Annotated in this window: 23 protein-coding genes and 1 tRNA gene; 14 read left to right on the top strand and 10 right to left on the bottom strand. The window is 57.0% G+C overall.

Features of this window, described 5'->3' with window-relative positions; translation table 11 throughout:
• Nucleotides 1–52 precede the first annotated feature (52 nt).
• On the bottom strand, nt 53–1,261 hold the full coding sequence (locus tag RAE21_RS07755; protein WP_313880874.1) for an amino acid aminotransferase: 1,209 nt from the start codon (nt 1,259–1,261) through the stop codon (nt 53–55).
• A gap of 93 nt (nt 1,262–1,354) precedes the next feature.
• Nucleotides 1,355–2,407 (bottom strand): NAD(P)H-dependent flavin oxidoreductase, encoded by a 1,053-nt coding sequence (locus RAE21_RS07750; protein ID WP_313880873.1) that lies wholly within the window; start codon nt 2,405–2,407, stop codon nt 1,355–1,357.
• 76 nt (nt 2,408–2,483) lie between these two features.
• Between RAE21_RS07750 and uvrB the strand changes: the two genes are divergently transcribed.
• From uvrB to RAE21_RS07700, 10 genes are all read left to right on the top strand, one after another.
• Entirely contained in the window at nt 2,484–4,607 is a 2,124-nt protein-coding gene (uvrB, locus tag RAE21_RS07745; protein ID WP_313875917.1) for an excinuclease ABC subunit UvrB, read from the top strand.
• Nucleotides 4,608–4,724: 117 nt separating this feature from the next.
• Nucleotides 4,725–5,261 carry a Fe-S cluster assembly transcriptional regulator IscR gene (gene iscR / locus RAE21_RS07740; RefSeq protein WP_313875918.1) on the top strand — a complete coding sequence of 179 codons (537 nt, stop codon included), beginning with the start codon at nt 4,725–4,727 and terminating at the stop codon, nt 5,259–5,261.
• A gap of 30 nt (nt 5,262–5,291) precedes the next feature.
• On the top strand, nt 5,292–6,512 hold the full coding sequence (locus RAE21_RS07735) for an IscS subfamily cysteine desulfurase (RefSeq protein WP_313875919.1): 1,221 nt from the start codon (nt 5,292–5,294) through the stop codon (nt 6,510–6,512).
• A gap of 22 nt (nt 6,513–6,534) precedes the next feature.
• Nucleotides 6,535–6,921, top strand: a complete 387-nt coding sequence (gene iscU, locus RAE21_RS07730) for a Fe-S cluster assembly scaffold IscU (protein WP_313875920.1) — start codon at nt 6,535–6,537, stop codon at nt 6,919–6,921.
• A gap of 1 nt (nt 6,922) precedes the next feature.
• Nucleotides 6,923–7,246, top strand: a complete 324-nt coding sequence (gene iscA, locus RAE21_RS07725) for an iron-sulfur cluster assembly protein IscA (RefSeq protein ID WP_296508458.1) — start codon at nt 6,923–6,925, stop codon at nt 7,244–7,246.
• A complete protein-coding gene (gene hscB, locus RAE21_RS07720; RefSeq protein WP_313880872.1) occupies nt 7,243–7,758 on the top strand; it encodes a Fe-S protein assembly co-chaperone HscB in 516 nt (171 codons plus the stop codon). Before iscA ends, hscB begins: the two co-directional genes overlap by 4 nt.
• A gap of 11 nt (nt 7,759–7,769) precedes the next feature.
• Nucleotides 7,770–9,626, top strand: a complete 1,857-nt coding sequence (gene hscA, locus RAE21_RS07715; protein WP_313880871.1) for a Fe-S protein assembly chaperone HscA — start codon at nt 7,770–7,772, stop codon at nt 9,624–9,626.
• A gap of 12 nt (nt 9,627–9,638) precedes the next feature.
• Nucleotides 9,639–9,977: an ISC system 2Fe-2S type ferredoxin gene (fdx, locus tag RAE21_RS07710; protein WP_313880870.1), complete on the top strand. Its 339-nt coding sequence runs from the start codon at nt 9,639–9,641 to the stop codon at nt 9,975–9,977.
• 8 nt (nt 9,978–9,985) lie between these two features.
• Complete coding sequence (gene dnaQ / locus RAE21_RS07705; RefSeq protein WP_313880869.1) at nt 9,986–10,696, top strand: DNA polymerase III subunit epsilon; 711 nt, start codon at nt 9,986–9,988, stop codon at nt 10,694–10,696.
• Nucleotides 10,697–10,745: 49 nt separating this feature from the next.
• Nucleotides 10,746–10,820 (top strand) — tRNA-Val (locus tag RAE21_RS07700).
• A gap of 70 nt (nt 10,821–10,890) precedes the next feature.
• Here RAE21_RS07700 and RAE21_RS07695 read toward each other — a convergent pair.
• Both RAE21_RS07695 and RAE21_RS07690 read right to left on the bottom strand, forming a co-directional pair.
• Nucleotides 10,891–11,577, bottom strand: a complete 687-nt coding sequence (locus RAE21_RS07695; RefSeq protein ID WP_313880868.1) for a hypothetical protein — start codon at nt 11,575–11,577, stop codon at nt 10,891–10,893.
• A complete protein-coding gene (locus RAE21_RS07690; protein WP_313880867.1) occupies nt 11,574–12,629 on the bottom strand; it encodes an alpha/beta hydrolase in 1,056 nt (351 codons plus the stop codon). The genes RAE21_RS07695 and RAE21_RS07690 overlap by 4 nt, the downstream gene beginning before the upstream one ends.
• 139 nt (nt 12,630–12,768) lie before the next feature.
• On the opposite strand from RAE21_RS07690, the gene RAE21_RS07685 reads away from it, so the two are divergent.
• Genes RAE21_RS07685 through RAE21_RS07675 form a run of 3 tightly spaced genes read left to right on the top strand, consistent with a single transcriptional unit; the run spans nt 12,769 to nt 15,256 of the window.
• The gene (locus RAE21_RS07685; protein ID WP_313880866.1) at nt 12,769–13,221 is read left to right on the top strand and encodes a hypothetical protein; all 453 of its coding nucleotides are present in this window, start codon (nt 12,769–12,771) and stop codon (nt 13,219–13,221) included.
• A 4-nt stretch (nt 13,222–13,225) separates the two neighbouring features.
• On the top strand, nt 13,226–14,329 hold the full coding sequence (locus RAE21_RS07680; RefSeq protein WP_313880865.1) for an NAD(P)/FAD-dependent oxidoreductase: 1,104 nt from the start codon (nt 13,226–13,228) through the stop codon (nt 14,327–14,329).
• Between the two features lie 57 nt (nt 14,330–14,386).
• Nucleotides 14,387–15,256 (top strand): DUF4394 domain-containing protein, encoded by an 870-nt coding sequence (locus RAE21_RS07675; protein WP_313880864.1) that lies wholly within the window; start codon nt 14,387–14,389, stop codon nt 15,254–15,256.
• A 51-nt stretch (nt 15,257–15,307) separates the two neighbouring features.
• Here RAE21_RS07675 and RAE21_RS07670 read toward each other — a convergent pair whose 3' ends face one another.
• The gene (locus tag RAE21_RS07670; protein WP_313880863.1) at nt 15,308–16,387 is read right to left on the bottom strand and encodes a quinone-dependent dihydroorotate dehydrogenase; all 1,080 of its coding nucleotides are present in this window, start codon (nt 16,385–16,387) and stop codon (nt 15,308–15,310) included.
• A 69-nt stretch (nt 16,388–16,456) separates the two neighbouring features.
• Here RAE21_RS07670 and rpiA point away from each other — a divergent pair, with 69 nt between their 5' ends.
• Nucleotides 16,457–17,155: a ribose-5-phosphate isomerase RpiA gene (gene rpiA, locus RAE21_RS07665; protein WP_313880862.1), complete on the top strand. Its 699-nt coding sequence runs from the start codon at nt 16,457–16,459 to the stop codon at nt 17,153–17,155.
• A 12-nt stretch (nt 17,156–17,167) separates the two neighbouring features.
• On the opposite strand, the gene RAE21_RS07660 is transcribed toward rpiA, so the two are convergent.
• Genes RAE21_RS07660 through RAE21_RS07640 form a run of 5 tightly spaced genes read right to left on the bottom strand, consistent with a single transcriptional unit; the run spans nt 17,168 to nt 24,079 of the window.
• Nucleotides 17,168–17,791 (bottom strand): riboflavin synthase, encoded by a 624-nt coding sequence (locus RAE21_RS07660; RefSeq protein ID WP_313880861.1) that lies wholly within the window; start codon nt 17,789–17,791, stop codon nt 17,168–17,170.
• Between the two features lie 54 nt (nt 17,792–17,845).
• Complete coding sequence (gene ribD / locus RAE21_RS07655; RefSeq protein ID WP_313880860.1) at nt 17,846–18,964, bottom strand: bifunctional diaminohydroxyphosphoribosylaminopyrimidine deaminase/5-amino-6-(5-phosphoribosylamino)uracil reductase RibD; 1,119 nt, start codon at nt 18,962–18,964, stop codon at nt 17,846–17,848.
• Nucleotides 18,965–19,020: 56 nt separating this feature from the next.
• Entirely contained in the window at nt 19,021–19,506 is a 486-nt protein-coding gene (locus RAE21_RS07650; protein WP_313880859.1) for a type IV pilin protein, read from the bottom strand.
• 5 nt (nt 19,507–19,511) lie between these two features.
• Nucleotides 19,512–23,276, bottom strand: a complete 3,765-nt coding sequence (locus RAE21_RS07645) for a pilus assembly protein (RefSeq protein ID WP_313880858.1) — start codon at nt 23,274–23,276, stop codon at nt 19,512–19,514.
• Between the two features lie 20 nt (nt 23,277–23,296).
• Nucleotides 23,297–24,079 carry a pilus assembly PilX family protein gene (locus RAE21_RS07640; RefSeq protein ID WP_313880857.1) on the bottom strand — a complete coding sequence of 261 codons (783 nt, stop codon included), beginning with the start codon at nt 24,077–24,079 and terminating at the stop codon, nt 23,297–23,299.

The raw sequence follows: 24,079 nt of genomic DNA, 5'->3' as shown, positions 1-24,079 counted from the left end.
CAGCTATCAAAAAGATAGCTGCTTCAGCGGAGCATCCGCCCCGCATAGGGTCTTAGACGACCTTGGCGATCGCCTGGCAGACGTAGTCGATGTTCTTGCTGTTCAGGGCAGCCACGCACATGCGGCCGGTGTCGGTGCCGTACACGCCAAACTCGGAGCGCAGGCGCACCATCTGGTCCTTGGACAGGCCGGAATAGCTGAACATGCCGATCTGGGTGGTGATGAAGGACATGTCCTTGGTGACTCCAGCAGCCTTCAGGCCGTCCACCAGTTTCTGACGCATGGCCTTGATGCGCACACGCATTTCGCCGAGTTCCTGTTCCCACTGGGCACGCAGCTCGGGGTTGTTCAGCACCGCAGCCACGATGGCGCCACCGTGGGTGGGTGGGTTGGAGTAGTTGGTGCGGATGGCGATCTTCAGTTGGCTCAGGACGCGGTCAGTTTCTTCCTTGCTGCTGCCGACCACGCTCAGGGCGCCCACGCGTTCGCCGTACAGGCTGAAGCTCTTGGAGAAGCTGGTGGACACAAAAATGTTCAGCTCAGCGGCCACAAACTTGGCGATCACGGCGCCGTCTTCAGCGATGCCGTAGCCGAAACCTTGGTAAGCCATGTCGAGGAAGGCGGTCAGCTTGCGGGCCTTGACAACAGCGATCACCTGGTCCCACTGGGCGGGGGTGATGTCGTAACCGGTAGGGTTGTGGCAGCAAGCGTGCAGCAGCACGATGGTGCCTTCTGCGGCGCCGTTCAACTTGGCCAGCATGCCGTCAAAGTTGATACCGCCCAAACCGCCGTTGGCGCTTTGGTCGAAGTAGGGGTAAGTGTCCACGGCGAAGCCGGCGTTGGTGAACAGCGCGCGGTGGTTTTCCCAGCTGGGGTCCGAGATCAGCACGGTGGCGTTGGGGCTGATTTTCTTCAGGAAGTCAGCGCCGATCTTCAGGCCGCCGGTGCCTCCGATGGCTTGCACGGTGGCCACGCGGCCGCTCTTGACTACGTCAGAGTCTGCGCCGAATACCAAGGCTTTCACTGCTGCGTCGTAGGCTGCAATACCGTCAATCGGCAGGTAGCCACGGGCAGTGGGCTTGTCCATCATGGTCTTTTCAGCGGCTTGCACGCACTGCAGCAGGGGTAGCTTGCCGTTGTCGTCGAAATACACGCCCACGCCGAGGTTCACTTTGCTGGGGTTGGTGTCAGCGTTGAATTGTTCGTTCAGACCCAGGATAGGGTCACGGGGAGCCATTTCGACGGCAGTAAAAAGAGACATGAATAAGTCCTGAACGGAGGGGGCGATGAACGGTTCTGTGGAGAGCCGCGGAGGAAATGCGTATTTTAAACGGCACCGAGATGGTGCCCGCTCTTACGATGCGATCGTGTCAAAGCCTTTGGCGAGCCTGCGGGTGGTGTCCGCTGCGGATTCGCTCAAGCAGCCTTGCATGTTGGTGCCGGCCCACAAGGGGCTGAAGTCGTCCGAGCCGGCTGCCTCGGCACGGGCCCTAAGCGGGGCCATCGCCGCCGTGGCCAGCGGAAATGCGGGTGCCTCAGGGTTCATGGGGCCCAGGCTTTGCATGGCGTGGTTCACGATGCCGCGGGCTGGCCTGCCGGTGAAAATGTTGGTGAGCGCGGTGGTGCGCGGTGGTGTCGCTTGGAGTGCCCTCCGGTGCAGCGCGCTGGTCGTAGCCTCGTGACAGGTCAGATAGGCTGTACCTACCTGCACACCCGCAGCGCCCATGGCCATCGCTGCGGCGACATCGGCATCGTTTGCAATGCCGCCCGCAGCTAGCACCGGGACGCGCAGTGATTGGACCAATGTCGGCAGCAATTCCGCCAAGGGGCGCTGGGTACTGAGGTCTGTATGCAAGAACACCCCCCGGTGCCCACCCGCCTCCAGACCCTGTGCAATCACGATGTCGGCACCGTGGTTCTGCAACCAGAGACCTTCTTCCACTGTGGTGGCGGACGACATCACCAAGCTACCCATGGCTTTGACCCGCGCGAGCAACGCAGGAGCCGGCAGGCCAAAATGAAAGCTGACCACTGCGGGCCGAAACGAGTCTAGCACCTCAGCCATGGTCTCTGAAAAAGGTGCCCGGCCCGGCCCGGGCACCATGTCTTGGCCGGTCAACTGCCATTGCTGGTAATGCGGATGCAGGGTTTCCATCCAATGCGCCTCGGTAACCGGGTCCGTTACAGGTGGCGAGTGGCAGAAGAAATTGACATTGAATGGGTGTGGTGTGAGCGCGCGTAGCCCGGCGAGCTCGCGCTCCAGCGACTCAGGTGTGTGCATGGCCGCTGGCAAAGAGCCCAGTGCGCCTGCGTTGCAGACGGCAGCGGCCAAGGCGGCACCTTGTGCGCCCGCCATGGGTGCCTGAACAAGGGGTAGCCGTACCCCGGGAAACAAAGTGCTTTGCAAGTCAAACCCCCTACAGTTGCGCAGCTAGTCTACAGTCTTGGGTTTCGTGCTTTTTCTGCTGTCCGGACCTACTCTCATGCCTGCCTCCAAAAATCCCGTGCCCCTCGCCGTCGTGGAAAACGATGATTCGGCGCAAGTGCGTACCGGTACCTTTGTCAGTTTCCCGGGGTCGCCTTTTGAGCTGTACCAGCCCTATCCGCCTGCGGGGGACCAGCCGGAAGCGATTGATCAGCTGGTGAGTGGTGTGGAAGATGGCGAGGTTTTTCAAACCTTGCTGGGCGTGACCGGGTCGGGCAAGACGTTCACCATGGCGAACGTGATCGCCCGTTTGGGTCGTCCTGCGATCGTGTTTGCCCCGAATAAGACACTTGCCGCCCAGCTGTACAGCGAGTTTCGCGAGTTCTTTCCGAAGAATGCGGTGGAGTATTTCGTCAGCTACTACGACTACTACCAGCCCGAGGCCTATGTGCCGCAGCGCGATCTCTTCATTGAAAAAGACAGTGCGATCAACGAGCACATTGAACAAATGCGCCTGAGTTGCACCAAGAGCATCATCGAGCGGCGGGATGTGGTGATTGTGGCGACTGTGTCGGCCATTTACGGTATCGGCAAGCCAGAGAGTTACCACCAGATGGTGATGACCCTGCGCACCGGCGACCGTATGGGCCAGCGCGACATGATTGCCCAATTGGTGCGCATGCAGTACCAGCGCAATGACATGGATTTCAGCCGGGGTGCCTTCCGGGTGCGGGGTGACACCATCGATATCTTTCCGGCCGAGCACAGCGAGATGGCGATCCGCGTCGAGCTGTTTGACGACGAGATTGAGAGCCTGCAGTTGTTTGACCCGCTGACAGGGCGCATCCGCCAGAAAATCCCCCGCTTTACCGTCTACCCCAGCAGCCACTACGTGACGCCCCGCGACCAAGTACTGGCAGCGGTGGAGACTATCAAAACCGAGTTGGCGGGTCGCTTGAAAGAGTTCGTCGGCATGGGCAAGCTGGTCGAGGCGCAGCGCCTTGAGCAACGCACCCGCTTTGACCTGGAAATGCTTAGCGAGGTGGGGCATTGCAAAGGCATTGAAAACTACTCGCGCCATTTGAGCGGGTCTGCCCCTGGCGAGCCACCGTCGACCTTGACCGACTATTTACCCAAAGACGCGATGATGTTTTTGGACGAGAGCCATGTGTTGATCGGTCAGTTCGGTGGCATGTACAACGGCGATCGGGCGCGCAAAACCACGCTGGTGGAGTACGGATTCCGCTTGCCCAGCGCCTTGGATAACCGGCCGCTCAAGTTTGAAGAGTTCGAGACCAAAATGCGGCAGGTCGTGTTCGTGTCAGCTACGCCTGCTCAATGGGAAAACGAGCATGCCGGGCAGGTGGTGGAGCAGGTGGTGCGCCCCACGGGCTTGGTGGACCCTGAGGTCGAGGTGCGTCCGGCGGGTAGCCAAGTAGATGATGTGCTGCAGGAAATCCGGATCCGGGTCGACAAAAACGAACGCGTGTTGATCACGACCCTGACCAAACGGATGGCGGAGCAGCTCACCGATTACTTGACCGATAACGGCGTAAAGGTGCGTTACCTGCATAGCGATGTGGACACCGTAGAGCGGGTTGAAATTTTGCGCGACCTGCGTTTGGGCACGTTTGACGTACTTGTGGGGATCAACCTGCTGCGGGAGGGATTGGATATCCCGGAGGTCTCGCTGGTCGCAATTCTGGATGCCGATAAAGAAGGCTTTTTGCGCTCCGAGCGTTCATTGATCCAGACCATCGGCCGTGCTGCCCGGAATCTGGAAGGCAAAGCCATCTTGTATGCCGACAAGATCACGGACTCCATGGCGCGCGCCATCGGCGAAACCGAGCGTCGCCGCAAAAAGCAAATCGCCCACAACCTGGAGCGAGGCATTACGCCAAAAGCCATTGTCAAAAAAGTACGCGACCTGATTGATGGCGTCTACAGCGAAAAAGCGGGCAAAGAGGCCGAGCGCCTGGAGCGCGATGCCCATCAGCGTGCCCAAGTGGAAGACATGAGCGAGAAGGATGTGTCGCGTGAAATCAAGCGCTTGGAGAAGCTCATGATGGAGCATGCGCGCAATCTCGAGTTCGAAAAAGCAGCACGGGTACGCGACCAATTGACCATCCTGAAAGAGCAGGCTTTTGGCGCGCCAGGGACAGACAACATCGTCAATCTGTAAAGTTGATTATTCCTATCGGGTAAATAGACTGATCAGTCTGCTTACCCGACTGATATGCGGGGTTTAGTGCTATACTTGAGTCCGCTAGTCAACAACCCTGCCACCAAGGAGCAAGCGATGCGTCTCACCACCAAAGGCCGTTTTGCGGTCACCGCGATGATCGATCTGGGCCTGCGTCAAAGCTCGGGGCCTGTGACTCTGGCTGCGATCAGCCAGCGCCAACAAATTTCCCTCTCTTACCTTGAGCAGCTGTTCGGCAAGCTGCGTCGCCACGATTTGGTAGAGTCCACCCGCGGCCCCGGCGGCGGTTACACCCTGGCCCGCAAGGCGTCTGACATTACTGTGGCAGAGATCATCACGTCGGTAGACGAGCCGATCGACGCCACTCAATGCAGCGGCAAAGAAAACTGCTTGGGCGAAGGCGCCCGCTGCATGACGCACGACCTCTGGGCCTCTTTGAACACCCGTATGGTGGAGTTTTTGGACTCAGTCACCTTGCAAAAGCTGGTGGATGATCAACTCGCCAAGGGTTTGCAAATCGAAGACAAGCCGAGCATCAAGCGCGCAATTTCTGCAATGCCAGTGGTTAAGCCGATTCGGGTGAATGCGCCGAATTCGGTGTTCGCCCTAGGCAATGCTTTCTCTAAATCCTGATTTTTTACTGCAGCCAGCACTGAGCCAGCTATGGACACAACACCTCATTTCCCGATCTACATGGACTACAGCGCAACCAACCCCTGCGACGAGCGGGTGGTGGATGCCATGGTCCCTTGGCTGCGTAATCACTTCGGCAATCCAGCCTCCAGAAGCCACGCCTGGGGCTGGGAGGCCGAAGCTGCTGTCGAGAAGGCCCGCGAGCAAGTCGCATCTTTGATCGGTGCGGATCCTCGTGAAATCGTCTGGACCTCGGGTGCCACCGAGTCCAACAACCTTGCAATCAAGGGTGCCGCACAGTTCTACAAGACCAAAGGCAAGCACATCATCACGGTGAAAACCGAGCACAAGGCGGTGCTGGACACCTGCCGCGAGCTGGAGCGCCAAGGGTTTGAAGTCACCTACCTTGATGTGCAGGACGATGGGCTGGTCAACCTCGACACGTTCAAAGCCGCCATCCGCCCCGATACCATTCTGGCGAGTGTGATGTTTGTGAATAACGAGATCGGCGTGATCCAGGACGTAGTGGCTTTGGGCAACGCATGCCGCGAAAAGGGCGTGATTTTCCATGTGGATGCAGCGCAGGCTACCGGCCGCGTGGACATTGACATGACCCAGTTGCCCATCGATTTGATGAGCCTGACCTCCCATAAGACCTACGGCCCCAAAGGTATTGGTGCCTTGTTTGTTCGTCGCAAGCCGCGCATCCGTCTGGAAGCCCAAATGCACGGCGGTGGCCACGAGCGCGGTATGCGCAGTGGCACCTTGCCTACCCACCAGATCGTGGGTATGGGCGAGGCGTACGCCATTGCCAAGGCCGAGATGCATGAAGAAAACAAGCGAATCAAGGCGCTGCATGACCGCATGTTGGCGGGCTTGGAAGGCATTGAGCAAGTCTTTATCAACGGTCATAAAGAAAAGCGCGTTCCCCATAACTTGAACATGAGCTTCAACTATGTGGAAGGCGAGTCCTTGATCATGGGTATCAAGGGCTTGGCAGTCTCCAGTGGTTCGGCTTGTACTTCCGCATCCTTGGAGCCCAGCTATGTGTTGCGTGCTCTGGGGCGCAGCGATGAGTTGGCGCACAGCAGCTTGCGCATGACGATCGGCCGATGGACCACCGAGGCGGACATCGACTACGCAGTCGACACCATCAAGCAAAACGTGGCCAAGCTGCGTGATTTGAGCCCGTTGTGGGACATGTACAAAGAAGGTATTGACCTGTCCACTATCCAGTGGGCGGCGCACTGATCAAAGTTACGAGGTATAGCAAATGGCATATTCAGACAAAGTCGTTGATCACTACGAAAACCCCCGCAACGTTGGCTCCTTTGACAAGGGCGATGACTCGGTGGGTACCGGCATGGTGGGTGCGCCCGCCTGTGGTGACGTGATGAAACTGCAAATCAAGGTGAACGCTGAGACCGGTGTGATCGAAGATGCACGATTCAAAACCTACGGATGCGGCTCTGCGATTGCGTCCAGCTCCCTGGTGACCGAATGGGTCAAAGGTAAAACGCTGGACGAGGCTGCGGCCCTGAAAAACAGCCAGATCGCTGAAGAATTGGCGCTTCCACCGGTCAAGATCCATTGCTCGATCCTTGCGGAAGATGCGATCAAAGCAGCCGTGGACGACTACAAGAAAAAGCACCTGAACTGATATGGCCGTCACCCTGACAGAGGCCGCTGCTCGCCACGTGACCCGCTACCTGACCAAACGTGGAAAGGGAGTGGGGGTGCGCTTGGGCGTAAAGACCACAGGCTGCTCCGGACTGGCATATCAGCTGGAGTACGTGGATGAGTTGGCGCCGGAAGATATCGTGTTTGAAGGCCATGGCGTGAAAGTCCTGGTCGATCCCAAGAGCTTTGCCTATATTGACGGTACCCAGCTGGATTTTGTCCGCGAGGGTTTGAACGAAGGTTTTCGCTTCAATAACCCCAACGAGCGCGACAAGTGTGGGTGTGGTGAGTCCTTCCGCGTGTGAACCTGCAAGACGATGACTTTGCCCTCTTCGGTTTGACTAGGGCGTTCGCGCAGGATCGTGCCTCCATCGATGCGCGCTGGAAGGAGCTTCAGAGGGAAGCCCATCCGGATAAATTTGCATCTCATGGTCCTGCAGCCCAGCGGGTGGCATTGCAATGGTCTGTCAGGGTCAACGAGGCCTACCAACGCTTAAAAGATCCCCTGAAGCGTGCTGCCTACTTGTGTGAGTTGGCCGGAAAGCCCATTCAGGCGCACAGCAACACCGCCATGCCCGCTGCATTTCTTATGCAGCAGATGGAGTGGCGCGAGGCGCTGGATGATGCGAATGGCGCAAGCGCACTGGAGGCTTTATTGGCCAAGGTGCAACAAAGCCGGCAGGAGCTGCGGGGCGCCTGCGAGACTGCGTTGGACCAAACAAAAGACTTTGAAGCCGCGGTGAGTCACGTGCGGGCTTTGATGTTTATCGATAAGTTCGCGCTCGACCTGCATCAGCGTTTAGATCAATTTGAATAGTGTGAGATGTCATGGCGCTTTTGCAAATTTCAGAACCCGGCCAATCCCCCAATCCGCATGAGCGCCGTATTGCCGTTGGTATCGATTTAGGGACCACCCACTCCTTGGTGGCCGCAGTGCGCAGCGGTGTGGCGGAGTGCCTGCCTGACGCGCAGGGCCGGGTGGTGTTGCCCAGTGTGGTGCGGTATCTGGATGCCGATCGCCGGCAGATCGGCTTTGACGCCTTGGCGAATCAAACCACCGACCCGGGGAACACGATTGCATCTGCCAAGCGCCTGATGGGGCGCGGTTTTGCGGATATTGCGCACGCCGACAAGCTGCCGTTTGCCTTGGTGAACGAGCCGGGGATGGCCCGAATCCGCACGATTGCAGGGGTGAAGAGCCCGGTGGAAGTCAGTGCTGAGATCCTGGCGACCTTGCGGTTTCGGGCTGAAGACAGCTTCAATGATGACATTTACGGTGCCGTCATCACGGTACCGGCGTATTTTGATGATGCACAGCGCCAAGCCACCAAAGACGCTGCCCAACTTGCGGGCCTGAATGTCTTGCGTTTGATCAACGAGCCGACTGCGGCCGCCATTGCTTATGGTTTGGACAATGCCTCGGAAGGGGTCTACGCCATTTATGACTTGGGCGGCGGTACCTTCGATATTTCTATTCTTCGTTTGTCGCAAGGCGTTTTTGAAGTGTTGGCCACCGGCGGCGACTCCGCCTTGGGGGGCGATGACTACGACCGCGCATTGGCGGAGTGGTTGCTGCAAACTTCCGGCCTTGCAGCCCCCACCCCTGAGGACCAGGCGGTGTTGATGGCAGAGGCACGCTCTTGCAAAGAAGCCTTGTCGGCTGAAGAAATTGCCAGCGTGGAAGTGGATCTGTCAGCAGGCGCTATCGATCTGGGTGTCCGGCGTGAGGATTTCGAGGCGGTCACCAAAGACCTGACGGCGCGCACCTTGCAAGCCGTACGCAAGGCTTTGCGAGATGCGTCGCTCAGCAAAGAAGATGTTCAGGGTGTGGTTCTGGTGGGCGGCTCTACGCGCATGCCCCAGATCAAGGCTGCCGTGCAGGCCTTTTTTGGTCAAGAGCCGTTGACCAATTTGAATCCGGATGAGGTGGTGGCGCTGGGTGCCGCCATTCAGGCTAACCAGCTGGCAGGCAACAACCCCGGTGGAGATTTATTGCTGCTGGACGTGATTCCCTTGTCGTTGGGGGTGGAAACCATGGGGGGCTTGGTCGAGCGCATTGTGCCGCGCAACCAAACCATCCCTACTGCCATGGCGCAGGATTTCACAACCTACAAAGACGGCCAGACCGCATTGGCCTTGCATGTCGTCCAGGGTGAGCGGGACCTCGTCGCCGATTGCCGCAGCCTGGCGCGGTTTGAGCTACGAGGCATTCCCCCCATGGCAGCAGGCGCAGCCCGCATCCGGGTGACCTTCACCGTGGATGCCGACGGCTTGTTGAACGTCTCTGCCAAAGAGCAAGTCAGCGGTGTGGAGGCCCGGATTGATGTGAAGCCGTCTTACGGACTCACTGATGATCAAATTGCCGCCATGCTCAAAGACAGCTTTGCCACTGCCGAGGCCGATATGCGAGCCCGCGCCTTGGTGGAAGCCCGGGTGGACGCCGATCGCTTGATCATGGCGACGCGCAGTGCGTTGGAGGCGGATGGTGAGCTTCTCAATGCCGCAGAGCGCACTGCCATTGATGCCGCAATTGCCGATGTGACCGCTGCCACGCAGGTTACTGACCCTGCCGTGATTGAAACCGCGATCAAGGCGCTGGCCGATGTGACAGAGCCCTTTGCCGCCATGCGGATGAACAAAGGTATTTCAGAAGCACTGGCCGGCAAAAGCATTGAATCCATTTGAAGTGAACTGACCATGCCTATCATCAAAATTCTGCCGCACCCTGAGTATTGCCCTGAAGGGGTTGAGTTAAAAGCGGCACCCGGCACTTCCATTTGCGAGGCGTTGCTGGAAAACGGTATCCAGATTGAACATGCGTGCGACATGAGCTGCGCCTGTACTACCTGCCACGTGATCGTGCGCGAAGGTTTGCAAAGCTTGAATGCGGCGGAAGAAACAGAAGAAGACCTGTTGGACCGCGCCTGGGGCCTGGAGCCACAGTCCCGATTGAGTTGCCAGGCTTACCTGGCGCAGCAAGACCTGGTGGTACAGATTCCCAAATACACCATCAACCACGCCCGCGAAAACCACTGAGACAGACCATGCGCCAGATTGTTCTTGACACGGAAACCACCGGTTTTTACGCCAACCATCCGGACCATCCGGACCGCATGGTGGAAATCGGCTGCGTGGAACTCGTCAACCGCAAGCTCACCGGGAACAATCTGCACTTTTACCTGAACCCTGGGCGGGACAGCGACGAGGGTGCGTTGCGGGTCCACGGGCTGACAACCCAGTTTTTGAGCGACAAGCCCCGCTTTGAGGAGATTGCCCAAGAGCTGGTGGACTATGTAGCGGGCGCCGAAATCATCATCCACAACGCGCCTTTTGACCTGTCCTTTCTGGACATGGAGCTCAAGCGCACTGGCAAGAAGCCGTTCAAGAGTTTTGTCGGCAGTGTCTTGGACACCTTGGTGATGGCCAAGGAAATGTTTCCGGGCAAACGCAACAGCCTGGATGCTTTGTGCGATCGCTTGGAGGTAGACAACTCAGGGCGCACCTTGCACGGGGCGCTGTTGGATGCCGAGCTGCTGGCCGACGTTTACATCAACATGACCCGGGGCCAAGATGCCTTGTTGATGGAGAGTAGCGATACCCAAGAGCCCGGCTTGGTAGTGGAGCAGTTGGACTTGCGTACCATGCAACTGCCAGTCTTGGAAGCGAATGCCCAAGAAATGGCCGCGCACGATGATGTTTTGGCCCAGTTGGACAAATCTAGCGGCGGAAAAACGGTCTGGAAGCAAATGGCCTAAAAAATGGTATATAATTTGAGGCTTCCTTGATACGGGATCACAGTTTCAAGGGCGATTAGCTCAGGGGTAGAGCACTGCATTCACACTGCAGGGGTCGCAAGTTCGAAACTTGCATCGCCCACCAGATAAAAAGCCTTCCAAGTTCGCTTGGAAGGCTTTTTTGTTTGTCAGGACGGCGTGCGCAGGCGTTCGGGCTAGGCCCCGGTGTTCACCAAATAGTGCAGCCGCACGATGTCCTCGGCGCTCAGTTGCTGAAACGCCAAACCCACAATCCAATGGTCGAGGCCCGTGGGGCGGCTGTGATGGCATATTTTGGCTTGCAGCTCCAGCTGGACGAGTGTGGACCCCACCTGGGCCACCAGCTTCCAGGCGATGGTGTCGCCTACACTGCCCAATGCCTCCGCGCTCAGAACCATGGAGCCGTAAGGGCTCAAATCCGCTAGGGTGACAGGGCGGAATGCACCCTCCGATGCGCTGCGCACCTGCGCAGGCCAAGCAACTTTGGTTCGCATGGACTGGCGTACCCGTTTGGCATCGACTTGCGCAGGGTAGGCCAGCAACGCGTAGGCAAAGGGCGCCTCAAAAGTCTGCAGGACTTTGCTGATGAAAGAAAACTCGTACTGCCCCGTGAAGCCTCGCACGATGCACACCTCGCCAGTGGTCAGCCCGGTTTGCACCGCATCCGAGTTGGCGGGCCCTACCATCACGCCCTTGCCCTCGATCGCACCAAAAAACTGGGCCTCTGTTTTGCTGGTGCCTTCTACCAAGCGCCGAGTCTGCAGCGCCATGCCGGAGCGCAGGCCCAGTTGGCGCAGCGGCAGGCGCAAAACCTCGGGGGTATCGCCGGTGGTGGGGGCCTTGGCTGTCATGTCAGGTGTCATGGTGCAAGCGGGCCGAGTGTGGCGACCCATTGAAGAATGCTTTGTGCCATAGGGGCGGTGGCTGCCGGGGCCCGGATCTCGCCTGCCAGTACATGCTGGCCTTTGGCTTCGCTGTAGTCGACTTTTACCAGATTTTTGTTGCTTGAACTGAAGCGGTCCAACGCGGCTTGCGAGAGGCGGGGTTCTACCGTTTTGTCGTCGGCGCTGTACAGCATCATGACGGGCGCCGAGAAGCGCTCCAGCGGGCTCTCGCGGGTGGCTTTGACCAGTGCCATCATGGGAAACAGGCTGCGGGTCGGGTAGCTGCTGGTCCAGGCTTGGCTTTCAGCATCGCTGGCGGGCGTGTGGGTACGCTCCTGGCCGAGCAAGGCAAAAGCGATCTGGTGGCCCCATGGGCCGTTGATCAGATCTGCGCGCTCGTCTTTAGGCCCGAAGTTGGGGGATACAAACACATGTCCGGCTACACCGGTTTTGGGGCCGTTGACTTCGAGCCAGGTCGCCAGCGTTGCACCGGTAGAGCAGCTGATGACCAACACCCGATCGCCCAACTGACGCCCGATATTCAGCGCTTCTTGTGCGTCTGCCAGCCAGTCTTGCACCTTGGCGTCGCCCATGGCTGCGCCAGGCACGCCATGGCCCGTCAGACGGGTGTAGAACACGTTGGCGCCCAGACCCTGCGCCACTTGTCCGGTGAGGGGGGCGGTTTCCAGCCTGCTGGCAGAGAAACCGTGCAGGTAGACCACAGCCCACGGTGTTTTCTGGCCGGGGTTTTTCGCCCAAACGATGCCCTTGGCATTTCCCGTTTTGATACCGGGCACGGTGGCCTCTTGTACTGCCAGCCAGGCATCCAAAGCGGCCAAGTCCTGGGGGGCTTGGGCGCGCGGTGTCGCTGTTGGGGCACCAAATTCGTTGCGGGGGCCCACCAGATAGACCGCCACCAGCACGGCCAAAACAGCGAGTGTCCCGGTGATCGCTTTGAACCAACCTTGCTTGGCAAAAGCAGGAGCCACGGCCGTCGCGGCTGAATGGGCAGATGGATAAGCAGGCTTCAAGAAAAGGTCTCCTGGGTACGGGGGGAGCTCGCGGCGCGGGAAATGCCCTGTCAGATCCGCGCTTTTGTCAGGGTCAGAGCCGCGCTGCGTCGCTAAGATAGTACAACGGCTCCTCGTTGGCCGGACTGAAGGAATGACGATGCAATTTACCCTGGGGCCACAGCTGATGCGCGTTTGCCGAGTGCTCGCCACCCTCGGGATGGCGGCGTGGCTCACCGCTTGCGCCTTGGTAGAGCACGTGGGGTGGCGCCTTGTCACAACCCCACGGCCTGCATTGTTGCAAACCGGAGGGCAGCGCTTGGAGGGCGTGGTGAGTTTGCGGCCCGACCGCACGGGCGATATGAGCCTTTCCGGCACGGGCAGCATCGCCAGCTGTGCCGGCTCGCTCCGGTTTACCAGCGTCACCGGGGGTTCCATGGACATGCGCTGCAGCGATGGTGCGATGTTCTCCATGCAGTTTGTCATGGTCAATGAAGTCAAGGGCTACGCCTTTGGGCTTCATGGTGAGGCCACCGCCGCCTTGACATTCGGTATGGATGCCAACGAAGCACAGGCCTACTTGTCGCGCGCCACTCCACCCGCGAGCCCCTAAAACGATGGAGCGCGTAGATTGCGTGGTGGTGGGGGCGGGCGTTGTAGGCTTAGCAGTCGCGCGGGCTATTGCCCAAACCGGGCGGGATGTGTGGGTGCTTGAGGCCTGCGATGCGATAGGCACCCAGACCAGTTCGCGCAGCAGCGAGGTGATCCACGCCGGCATCTACTACCCCAGTGGCTCGCTCAAGGCACGGCTGTGTGTTCAAGGCAAACAGCAGCTGTACCACTATCTCGAAGAGCGGCAGTTGCCTTTTCAGCGGTGTGGCAAGTTGATGGTGGCGACCCGGCCGGAGCAGATGCTGCAGCTGGAGAGATTGCACCGGCAGGCAATTGCCAATGGCGTATTCGACCTTGAGTTTTTGAGTGCCGCACAGGCAAGCGCCAGGGAGCCCCATCTTCACTGTGTGGGTGCCTTGTGGTCACCCAGCACCGGCATTCTGGATAGCCATGCGCTGATGGTGTCTTTGTGGGGCGATCTGGAGGCGGCGGGCGGTGTTGTGGCATTGAATTCGCCCTTGGCCGGCGCAATGTATGCGCATGGCGCTATAAATTTGGTAGCAAATGATGGCACTGAATTTCAAGCCGCGCTGGTCATCAATGCGGCGGGTTTGCAAGCCTGTGCGGTAGCTCGCCACTGCAAAGGAATGTTGGTCGACACCATCCCACAAGCACGTTACGCCAAGGGCAACTATTTCACCCTGGCAGGGCGCAGCCCCTTCACCCATCTGGTGTACCCGATGCCGGAGGCGGCGGGCCTAGGCGTGCACCTCACCCTGGACCTCGGCGGGCAAGCCCGCTTCGGGCCGGATGTCCAGTGGGTGGATGATCCTGCGGATTTGGACGTGGAGCCCGGCAGAGGCGAGGCTTTTTACCAGGCGATTCGCAGCTATTGGCCGGCTTTGCCTGATGGTGCCCTTCAGCCCGCGTATGCCGGAATGCGACCCAAGATTTCCGGTCCCGGTGAGCCCGCTGCTGACTTTTTGATCCAGACCGCGGAGGTACACGGCGTGCCCGGTTGGATCAATTTGTTCGGCATCGAGTCCCCGGGCTTGACCAGTGCACTGGCAATCGCCGACCATGTGGTCGGACTGATTCACGCAACCTGAGCCACAGCGCTATTGCGCCGGCCAGGGCTTTTTTCACCCACAGAAAGGACCCATTTCATGAAAATATCGCCCACACTGCGCCGCAGCGCGTTAGCCGGTAGTGCGTTTATCGCCTTAGCCTTGAGCGGATGCACCGCGATGCAAGAAGGCGCCGGCACGCCGAGCAAAGAAACCTTGCAAGTGGTGACTGACAAGCTGGAGCTCTTGACGCTCAATGCCGGCCAGCCGACCAAGGTCTTGAAGCGGGTGCAGCTCTCCGGGCTGGCCACGGGCGATACCCTGGTCGGGATCGACTACCGCATCGCCAAAGGGGTGCTGTTTGCGTTGGCCAAGTCCGGCCGGCTCTACACCGTGGATACCGCTACCGGCGTTTTGAAGCCGGTGGGTGCGGCGCCAGCGGTGGCCTTACAGGGCGACGCCATCGGCATGGATTTCAACCCGGTGGCCGACCGTGTGCGGGTCATGAGCACCAGTGGCCAGAATGTGCGGCTGCACCCCGACACCGGTGCCCTGGCCGCGACAGACCCTGTGCCGTTTTATGCCGCAGGCGACCGGCGTGCAGGTGTGAAGCCAGAGGTGGCCGCAGCGGCCTACACCTACAACAAAAAAGACGACAAGCTGACCACCAACTTTGCGATCGACCGCAACGGAGGCTTCCTGGTCACCATGGGTAGCGCGGAAGGCGTGCAGCCCGTGGTGTCATTCAACACGGGCCAGCTCTACACCGTGGGTGCCCTCGGTGTGACCGACATGTCGGATGCGAGCATGGACATTGCAGACGTCAGCGGTGCCGCATTTGCGGCAGTGCGCCTGAAGTCCCACGCCACCACACGCCTATACAGCGTAGATTTGCAGACAGGCAAAGGCACCTTTATCGGCACCATCGGAGATGGAGCCAGGGTCTTGGGCTTGGCCGTCGAGCCCTGATTTGCTATGAAAAATATAGCTGCTGGCGCACGCGGAACGTGCGCTAGCGGCTTATTTCTTTAAGTTTTTGATGGCCACGGCTACGTCTTTCACCAGCTGCGGTCCGGAGTAGATCAAACCGGTGTAGATTTGCACTGCATCCGCACCCGCTTTGATTTTGCTCACCGCATCGGCTGCGCTCATGATGCCGCCCACCCCGATGATCGGGAAGTCTTTGCCCAGCGCTGCACGCAGTTGGCCAATGACAGCGTTGCTTTTCTCCAGCACCGGCGCGCCTGACAGGCCGCCTGCCTCGTCGCAGTGAGGCATTCCCTTGACGGCTTCACGAGACAAAGTGGTGTTGGTGCCGATCACACCCCAAGCATTGTTGACCTTGCCACTGCTGTCAGTGCCATAGCGTTGGAGGGTGGCGGCGATCACGGCGACTTGGTCGGCCTCCAGATCCGGGGCGATTTTCAAAAAGACGGGTTTGCGCTGGCCATGCTTCTGGGCCAGTTGCTCACGGCGTTCGGCAATGGCGCCCAGCAGGGCGTCCAGCGCCTCGTCGCTTTGCAGGCTACGCAGGTTCTTGGTGTTGGGGCTGGAGATGTTGACGGTGATGTAGTCCGCATGAGGGTACACACCGTCCAGACAGATCAGGTAATCGTCGGTGGCTTTTTCGATCGGGGTGGCTGCGTTTTTGCCGATGTTCAGGCCCAGCAGCAGCGACGGATTTTTGCTCTGGCGCAGGGCAGAACGCTGCACATTCGCAATGAAGGCATCCAAGCCGTGGTTGTTAAAGCCCAGGCGGTTGATGAGCGCGTTGGCCTCTGGCAGACGGAACATGCGGGGCTTGGGGTTGCCCGGCTGGGCCAGCGGGGTGACGGTGCCCACTTCCACAAAGCCGAAGCCCATGGCGCCCAGGCCGTCAATGCAGCGGGCGTTTTTGTCCAGGCCGGCGGCCATGCCTACGCGGTTGGGAAACTTCAAGCCGGCGATGGTGACAGGGTCGTCCACCCGGCTGTTGCAGTAGGCCAGTTTGAGAGGGTTACCCTGGCTGGCAGCGAGGCCTGCCATGGTGATGTCGTGGGCGACTTCGGGGTCCAGATTGAACAAAACGCGGCGGGCGAGGGCGTAGGGCACCAGAGACATCGGATAATTCCTGCTTTCAGATTTCAACTTCCCCGATTGTCCGTCAGGACGCGCTCATCACTTACCGCCATGACCACATCCACACCCCCCGCACTGACCCAAGACGAACTCAAAACCCTGGTAGGCCAGGCCGCCCTGCAGTACGTGGTGCCCGGCGAGATCGTGGGCGTGGGCACCGGCTCCACCGTGAACAAGTTCATTGACGCGCTGGCCACCATCAAAGACCAGATCAAGGGCGCAGTATCCAGCTCTGTGGCCAGCACCGAGCGCTTGCAGGCGCTGGGTATCCAGGTGTTTGACAGCAACGAGGTGGACAAGCTATCGGTCTACATCGACGGTGCCGACGAGATCGATGGCGCCGGCAATATGGTCAAGGGCGGTGGTGCTGCACTGACTCGCGAAAAAATTGTGGCCGCCCAAAGCGCCAAGTTCGTGTGCATTGCCGACGAGTCCAAGCTGGTGCAAACGCTGGGCAAGTTCCCCTTGCCGGTGGAAGTCATTCCCATGGCGACACAGCGTGTCATCGCCCAGTTCGCGGCCCAAGGCGGCAAGGGCGCCATCCGCCTGAAAGACGGCAAACCGCTGGTGACCGACAACGGCCAGTACATCGTGGATGTGACCGGACTGCAGATCACCGACCCGCTGGCGTTTGAGGCCGAAGTCAGTCAGTGGCCTGGCGTGGTGACGGTGGGTGTGTTTGCCTACCAGCGCGCCCAGGTGTGCTTGCTAGGCACTGCCACTGGCGTCAAAACGTTGTCGTTTGAGTAAAACGCGGACGTTTTAAACCGCGGGCGCAGACATCATGCGCTCCACATAGCGCGCCACCGTATCAATCTCCAAATTGACGCGGCTGCCTTGGGCGAGAGTGCCCAAGGCAGTGTTTTCCACCGTGTGGGGGATCAGATTGATACTTATCTCGCATCCACCGGGCAAGTCCGCTACGCGGTTCACCGTCAGGCTCACACCATTGACCGTGATCGAGCCTTTGTAGGCCAAGTACTTGGCCAAACTAGGGGGCGCCATCACCCGCAGCTCCCAGCTTTCACCCACTTGGGCAAAGTGGCTGATGCTGCCCATACCGTCCACATGGCCCGACACGATGTGCCCGCCCAAGCGATCGTTGGCGCGCAAGGCCTTCTCAAGGTTGACGGTGCCCAGCCCGTCGAGGCCCGCTGTTTTATCGAGGGACTCGGCAGAAATGTCGATGGTGAATTTTTGCGCCGCTACATCAAAGGTGGTGACGGTCATGCAGGCGCCGTTGAGCGCAATGCTGTCGCCGAGGCCCACATCGTCGAGGTAGCCTACCGGCGCCTCGATCGTCAAGCGCTTGCCATGGGTGGTGGATTCGCCCAGAGCTTGGACGGCGGAAATGCGGCCTACGCCGGTAATGATGCCTGTAAACATGCCTGCATTTTGGCAGGGAAAGGGCAGGGCCGAGATGGCCCCACCCGCAAAACCCTAGAACCGGTCGCGCCCTTGCACCCGCGCGACTACGCGCAAGTCAGGGCCCACCATATCAGTAGACTTGAATTCCAGTTCTACGCCTTGACCCAACTCGCTGAGTGGGCCGATATGGAACATTCCAGCGCCCTGGCCCAGCAGTTTGGGCGAAAGATACACCACAAACTCGTCTACCAAACCAGCGCGGACCAGCGAGCCATTGAGTTTGAAGCCAGCTTCTGCATGCAGCTCGTTGATTTCGCGGCGGCCAAGGTCAAACATCATGGCCGCTAGGTCGACTTTGCCCGTGAGCGCGCCTTCGGAGTTGCGCTCCGGCATATCCACGATCGTTGCGCCAGCCTGCTCTAGAGCGGCTCTTTTAGAGGCGTTTTGGCCGTTGGTGTAGATAAATACTGCACGACCCGCTATAAAAAACGGAGCATCCGGCGGCGTTTCCAACTTGCTGTCCACCACCACGAGATGCGGCTGCCGCGGGGTGTCCACGAGGCGGACATCCAATCGGGGCCGGTCTGCCAACACGGTGCCTATGCCGGTGAGTATGGCGCACGACCGGGCACGCCATGCATGGCCGTCCGCCCGCGCATCAGGCCCGGTGATCCATTGGCTTGCGCCATTGTCGAGCGCGGTAGTGCCATCCAATGACGCAGCCACCTTCATGCGCACCCAAGGGGTCTTGCGGATCATTCGGCTGAAAAACCCGATATTCAATTCGCGGGATTGAATTGCCAGCGGATGGTCAGGTGTTAGCACTTCGACCTCAACACCCGCCGCGCGCAGCTTTGCAAAGCCGTTGCCCGCCACCAAGGGATTGGGGTCCAGGTTGGTAGCCACCACTTTTTTGATACCCGCCTGTATCAGCGCATCGCAGCAAGGGCCGGTGCGGCCATGGTGGGAGCAGGGCTCAAGAGTGACGTAAGCGGTGGCCCCTTGGACTGAGTTGCCTCTTTCAGCCGCGTCGCGCAAGGCCATGACTTCGGCGTGGGGGCCACCGGCTTTCTGGGTGTGGCCCTGGCCGACTGCTGAGCCATCTGAGCTTGTAAGCACGCACCCTACTCGGGGATTGGGGCTGGTGACCCAAAGTGAGGGGAGCGACGCTACAAGTGCAAGTTCAATCAAACAAACTCCAAACTGTCATTTTTCTCTGAGAAATCTCTGTTACGGGCGCACTTATCTCATCGTCCCCAGCAATCAAGTGTTTGAGCCGCACGTGATACACCAGCAGTGTTTGGGTCAGTTCCATTGCTTGCTCTTAGATTACGTTCATTCAATGCAAGCACGCCGCACCTATCATTGACCTGAGAACCTGCGGGGGTAGCTTGTAATGTGTAAGTTGCGTTGCCAAGAGAGTTTGCGACAAAAGTAATGTTGTATCTAGCAGCACCCGCTGTGGGGGATTGATTTAAACCCCATATGGTTATCATCGCGTCGTCAATAGCTACACCATCTTGTGTTTGATCATAGCGGCCTGATAACGTGTAATTCTGCTCAAGTCTTTGAGCTACTGACAGTAACAAATTCTTCGCGTCAGCGCGAGCAGCACGTCTCGAGTACTCTGTGTAGCCAGGAAGCGCTATCCCCACCAGAATTCCGACAATGGCTACAGCGATTATTAACTCGATCAGAGTAAAACCCTTTTGTTTGGTTTTATAGAAATTCATTTGAATTACCGTGTGAGAATTTGTCGCCAAGAATACCTGCCGGCTGGACTGCCGGTGGAATTTAAGGTTGGCGGAATACTCCGCTGACAATCGGGCTGATTACAGACAATAGTTTGTCTGTTGTTCGTGTCTGTGTACGTGTTACTCACCTTCAAGATGCCCGAGGCCGACACACCGTAGCCACCCACGTTAACTTTATTTGCACCTTGGCCGACTGTTATTCCACCAATGTCACCTGAACAAACTTTTACCGCCATAAGGTAACCAGAGCTACCGGCCACACACAAGTCCCCACTAGGCCTTGCTGTACCAAATAGAACGGCACCCGTATCCGGAGGCAATGACGGGTTTGACAGGACGCGCTCCCCGGCAACTAAATTAAGCTTCCAGCCTTTTTTCCCTGACATGCTCGGGGTAGACCAATTTCTAACCGTACCTGCAATTACAGTGGAAGTGGTTGGTGTGATTTCTGCAAGGCTACTTGAAGAGACGGTTAGAGCACTTGAGGTTCCACCATCCAATACGCTGAAAAATGCATTCGTATCTGTATTGGTGAAGTCGGCGTTCTCATTGAGCTTCCCAGTTCCAAACATTACTTGCCATCCACTATTTCCGTTGCATGCTTGGGTAACCACAGGCGCTGCGGTCACTGGTCGTCCTGCCTCGTAAACCGCACCGATGTGACGCCAAACTCCATTTGCATCACCAGAAGAGGCTAAAACAAAGTTTGTGTTGGATGCATCTGGCTTTGAGAACTGAAACTTGTGCATACGTCCCCGAATATCTCCTGCATATACGGTGTCTATCAAGCCGTCTCCGTCTGTATCTACTGGTGTTGGTGACGACAAGCCATTATCCCCGGAGCCGCTACTGGTGGCAGTCATCTTGGTTGCAACTGCACCAGTCTCAGTGTTGAGAAGAAATAAGACAGCGTTGTTTCCAGTAGATCCATAACCATTATTTAAAATGGCTCTCCAGACGCCAGTAGCTACAGAGCTGCTGGCCACTTTAGCAATCTGATTGAACCGCCCTGTTATAGAGTCAATCGACGGCTCATAGTACGTGTAGCCCAAATCGCTATCTTGTGCCGATGTGAATTCCCACATTGGAATATTCGCTAACTGGGCTTCAGTCATATTCGAAAACTTTTCGCCAGCCAGGTTGGCTGTTTGGCGTGAGATATCCAGAGCGTAATAAGCCTTGCCACCGCCACCTAGGCCACCAATCAGCATAGTCCTCCATGGATTGTTGGTATCGCCTGTTTGGGTGTCACCAACCATCGCAGTAGCGTCAACCAAGTACTCATGAGAAAAGCTATTGCTGGTTAGTCCGGGCAGTTTTGAATAGACCGAGCCGGGTATATAGGCCCATAATTCTTTGCCGTTTGTTCCGTCAAAGGCATGGAGCATTCCATCGTTGGTACCTACGTAGACTACGGGCTCTCTTGTCGCATTTGCAGCTCGGTAAGTGGCATGACCACTGAAATTAGTACCTTTGAGTAGGGGACCAGAACCCGCAAGATAGGTAACGTTCGAGTTGACCACATCGGCGAGAAGACCATCGCCACGCTTCCTAAACTTGCTTGTTTCATGAGTCCTGCTACCTCGGAGATAACTCAATCGGTCAGCCCCATCGGAATCACTGGAGTTGAGTGCTTGAGTTTGGCTTGCTTCCAGTGAACCCCAAATAAACGCTGATTTGCTAAAAACGCCAGCGTTATTAACTGATGTAAAAATTTTACGAGTCGAGTTTGTAAGCTTTGGGGTAGCACCTGCGGTGTAGTTCGCGTTAAACCAGCGTGAGGCTTCCCATGTGGGTGAGGCGTCGCATTGAGCCGAGTTTTGACCCGGTGAACAAGCTCGAATCGACCCTGTCCAGTCTTTTGGGTTGTATCCAGCGTATATGATCTGGCTACTTGATGTCTGGCGATTGGATGTAACTGCAGCACTGGATGCAGAGCTATCATCCGCTCGGGCCAAAATATCAGCGAATGCTGCGCGAAGTCCAGCTTTGAGTGCTTGCGGATTATTACCCGCAAACAAAGTGTCTGGTACTCCGCGGCCAGGAGCTCCTACCGCATCTTTATCCCAAGAGGCCCGCGCGTCGTTTGGGTTCACACTGTTGCTTGGCAAGAGATCCTGCCGAAAGCCACCATATTTTGTGGCCAGCCAATACTGCGATCGTGCCCCAATTCCTTGGCCACCATTGTTATTTTCTAGTACGTCGACCCAGTATGTCGAAATGGTTTGCTTGCCCGTGAGGTCTGATCGAATATCGGTAGTGTTCGCCCACCAAGCGAGGCCCGCCATATATGGGCGGCCTCCAGTAGAGCCTCCGACCCACGTGGTGTCATTTTCCATCGTAGTTATGCTATCCCATAAACTGGAGGTGTTGATGGATGAATCGCCGGGATTAGGATTGTTATTGCAAGTGCCTGCCCCGTTGTTTGGGGAGTTCGGTAGATTGCCATCGCAATGCGTATAGATGTCTCCCAGCCCAAGAATAAAGTTCTTTTGACAACTCCGGATTATTGGATCAGCTGGGGATGTGATCACAGGAAATCCATCTTTCCTGCTGGTTGTTAAATCATCAGTGTACTGCGAAGGAAACGGGATATTTCTAAAATATAACTGAGCTGCATAATAGAGCTCACCGACTGGGTCATTTCCTTTGTATCCCGATGTATACCCAAATTTATTCAAATAATTAATAACGCCTGATTGACTAACCGAGGAGTTTGTTGCATCTGTTGGGTCGGGATTTGAAACCAAAGTGCCATCGTCATTCCATTCCCTATTGGTGTTAGTTATACCGTTTTCGCCAATTTTGATCGCGCCAACGCTCTTCATGCGAGCCCTGAGTACCCCGCCATCGCGGACTTGCCCGTCCTGATTTAGATAGCCCATCGCACCAAAGCGAATAGAGTTGGAGTATTCCTGAATCAAGCCTTGAGGCTTGTAATAGGTGTTGGGCGACGTACCATAAGGGCCGACACAGTTACTCTCCCTATCAACTGCAGGCGAATTTCCAGTTGCCGGCACTGCTACACAAACTTCCACACGGACATTAAAGCACGCATGGTTAGCGATGGGTGAGTCACTGCATCTTTGAAGTCTCGTGGCGTTATCTCCATTGTTCGATGGGTCCTGGCCAGCGGTATCATGAACATAGAACTTCGAACCATTTCCGCCGGACCGAGCAATCCTGCCGTTAAATGCGGTTGGAATGCCGGGCCAAGCACTGTTCAAAGTTTTTTGTGTGAAATAACTATTTCGATCGCTGAATGATCGTATGAGTACCGTTTTGGCACTGGCTCCAACAGTATCGCCTGGTTGTGAGGCGTTCATTGAAGAAAAATTGTCACGTGTTCCGCCTGTCATGACGCTTCGGAATTGATCCAAGTTGGTCATGGTCATCCAATTCAAAACATTACCGCTCCAGTGGTCGATATTTGGGCACGCAGTTGTATTGGTTAGTCCAGAAGTTGGCTTGAATATTTCATTGCTAGTCTGGTACTCATAGCATTTTCGATTGTCGAAATATCCTTCGTAACTAATATTTACATCGTATCCTCCAGAGTAAGATCCCTGTAGTCCGGTTGGAAACTCAACAGAAAGTGCAAGCAGCATATTGCCAGGCACTGACTGTGTTTCTGCAGGTTTCCTGCTTGCGTCAAAAGCCCACGAAGAAAAGGGGTGAGCAATTGAGAAAATAATCAGAGTTGCTGCGAATAAATAATGGTATTGAAGAATCTTATTTGGGGTTGTCATATGAGACCTCATGCTTTTTTCTAAAGGGCAGAGAACACGGATTGCAGTGTCACTGAAGTAGCGTTGCCATCATCTTTTGCAGATCTTCCAAATCCAACGGCAGTCACTCGGAAAAACACCTTGTTGGAAGCCGAAATCCCAAGATCACTTGCTTCAAAGACTTCGATGAGATAGCGAGGTAGTCGTGTTCCATTTGGAAAAATATCGGCTCCAGTTGGAGCGCCTGTAAAGCTGCCGTACACCACAGTTCTTACCACGGATGAACCGTCGGTGCATTTTTTTGCTGCCGGTGGGGTATCTGTATCCCAGTCCGCCGCAGACCACAACGGCTTACCGCATGCGCTAGTGGCTCCGCGTCCCTCGTATACACCAATGTTGGTAAGGTTTGGGGCAGTCGGTCGCGCACTCGAAGTTGGAGCAATCGCATAAACATTGTTTACGGACGAGTTGGAAGCAATCCAAAAATTACCCGCCTCAGTTGCATCGGCTGGTCTGGTTCCTGCAATTCGTTTGTTACCACCGCAAGTACTGGCAGCGATTCCAGCTGGGGCGCAGTAAGTATTATCAAAGCGTAGTCCACGTATGTCTAATTCAGCGTCACGTAGAGCCATTTCTGCGGCCTCTTGGGCAAGAATTTGATCTTTCTGGTTCCCTGAAATTTGCTCATCAAAAATAGAACCGCGCATCGCTGCGAGAGAAATTATTGTGAGTACTACTAAAAAAATCAAGGCCGTTATCAGCACGAATCCACGATTCTTTGTGGTATTAGGTTGGCGCAAGCGCCGGAATTCATGGCACTTCAT

The sequence above is a fragment of the Rhodoferax potami genome, from assembly GCF_032193765.1.
GTDB classification, from domain to species: Bacteria; Pseudomonadota; Gammaproteobacteria; order Burkholderiales; family Burkholderiaceae_C; genus Allorhodoferax; species Allorhodoferax potami.
This window is presented reverse-complemented; position numbering and strand designations above follow the sequence as displayed.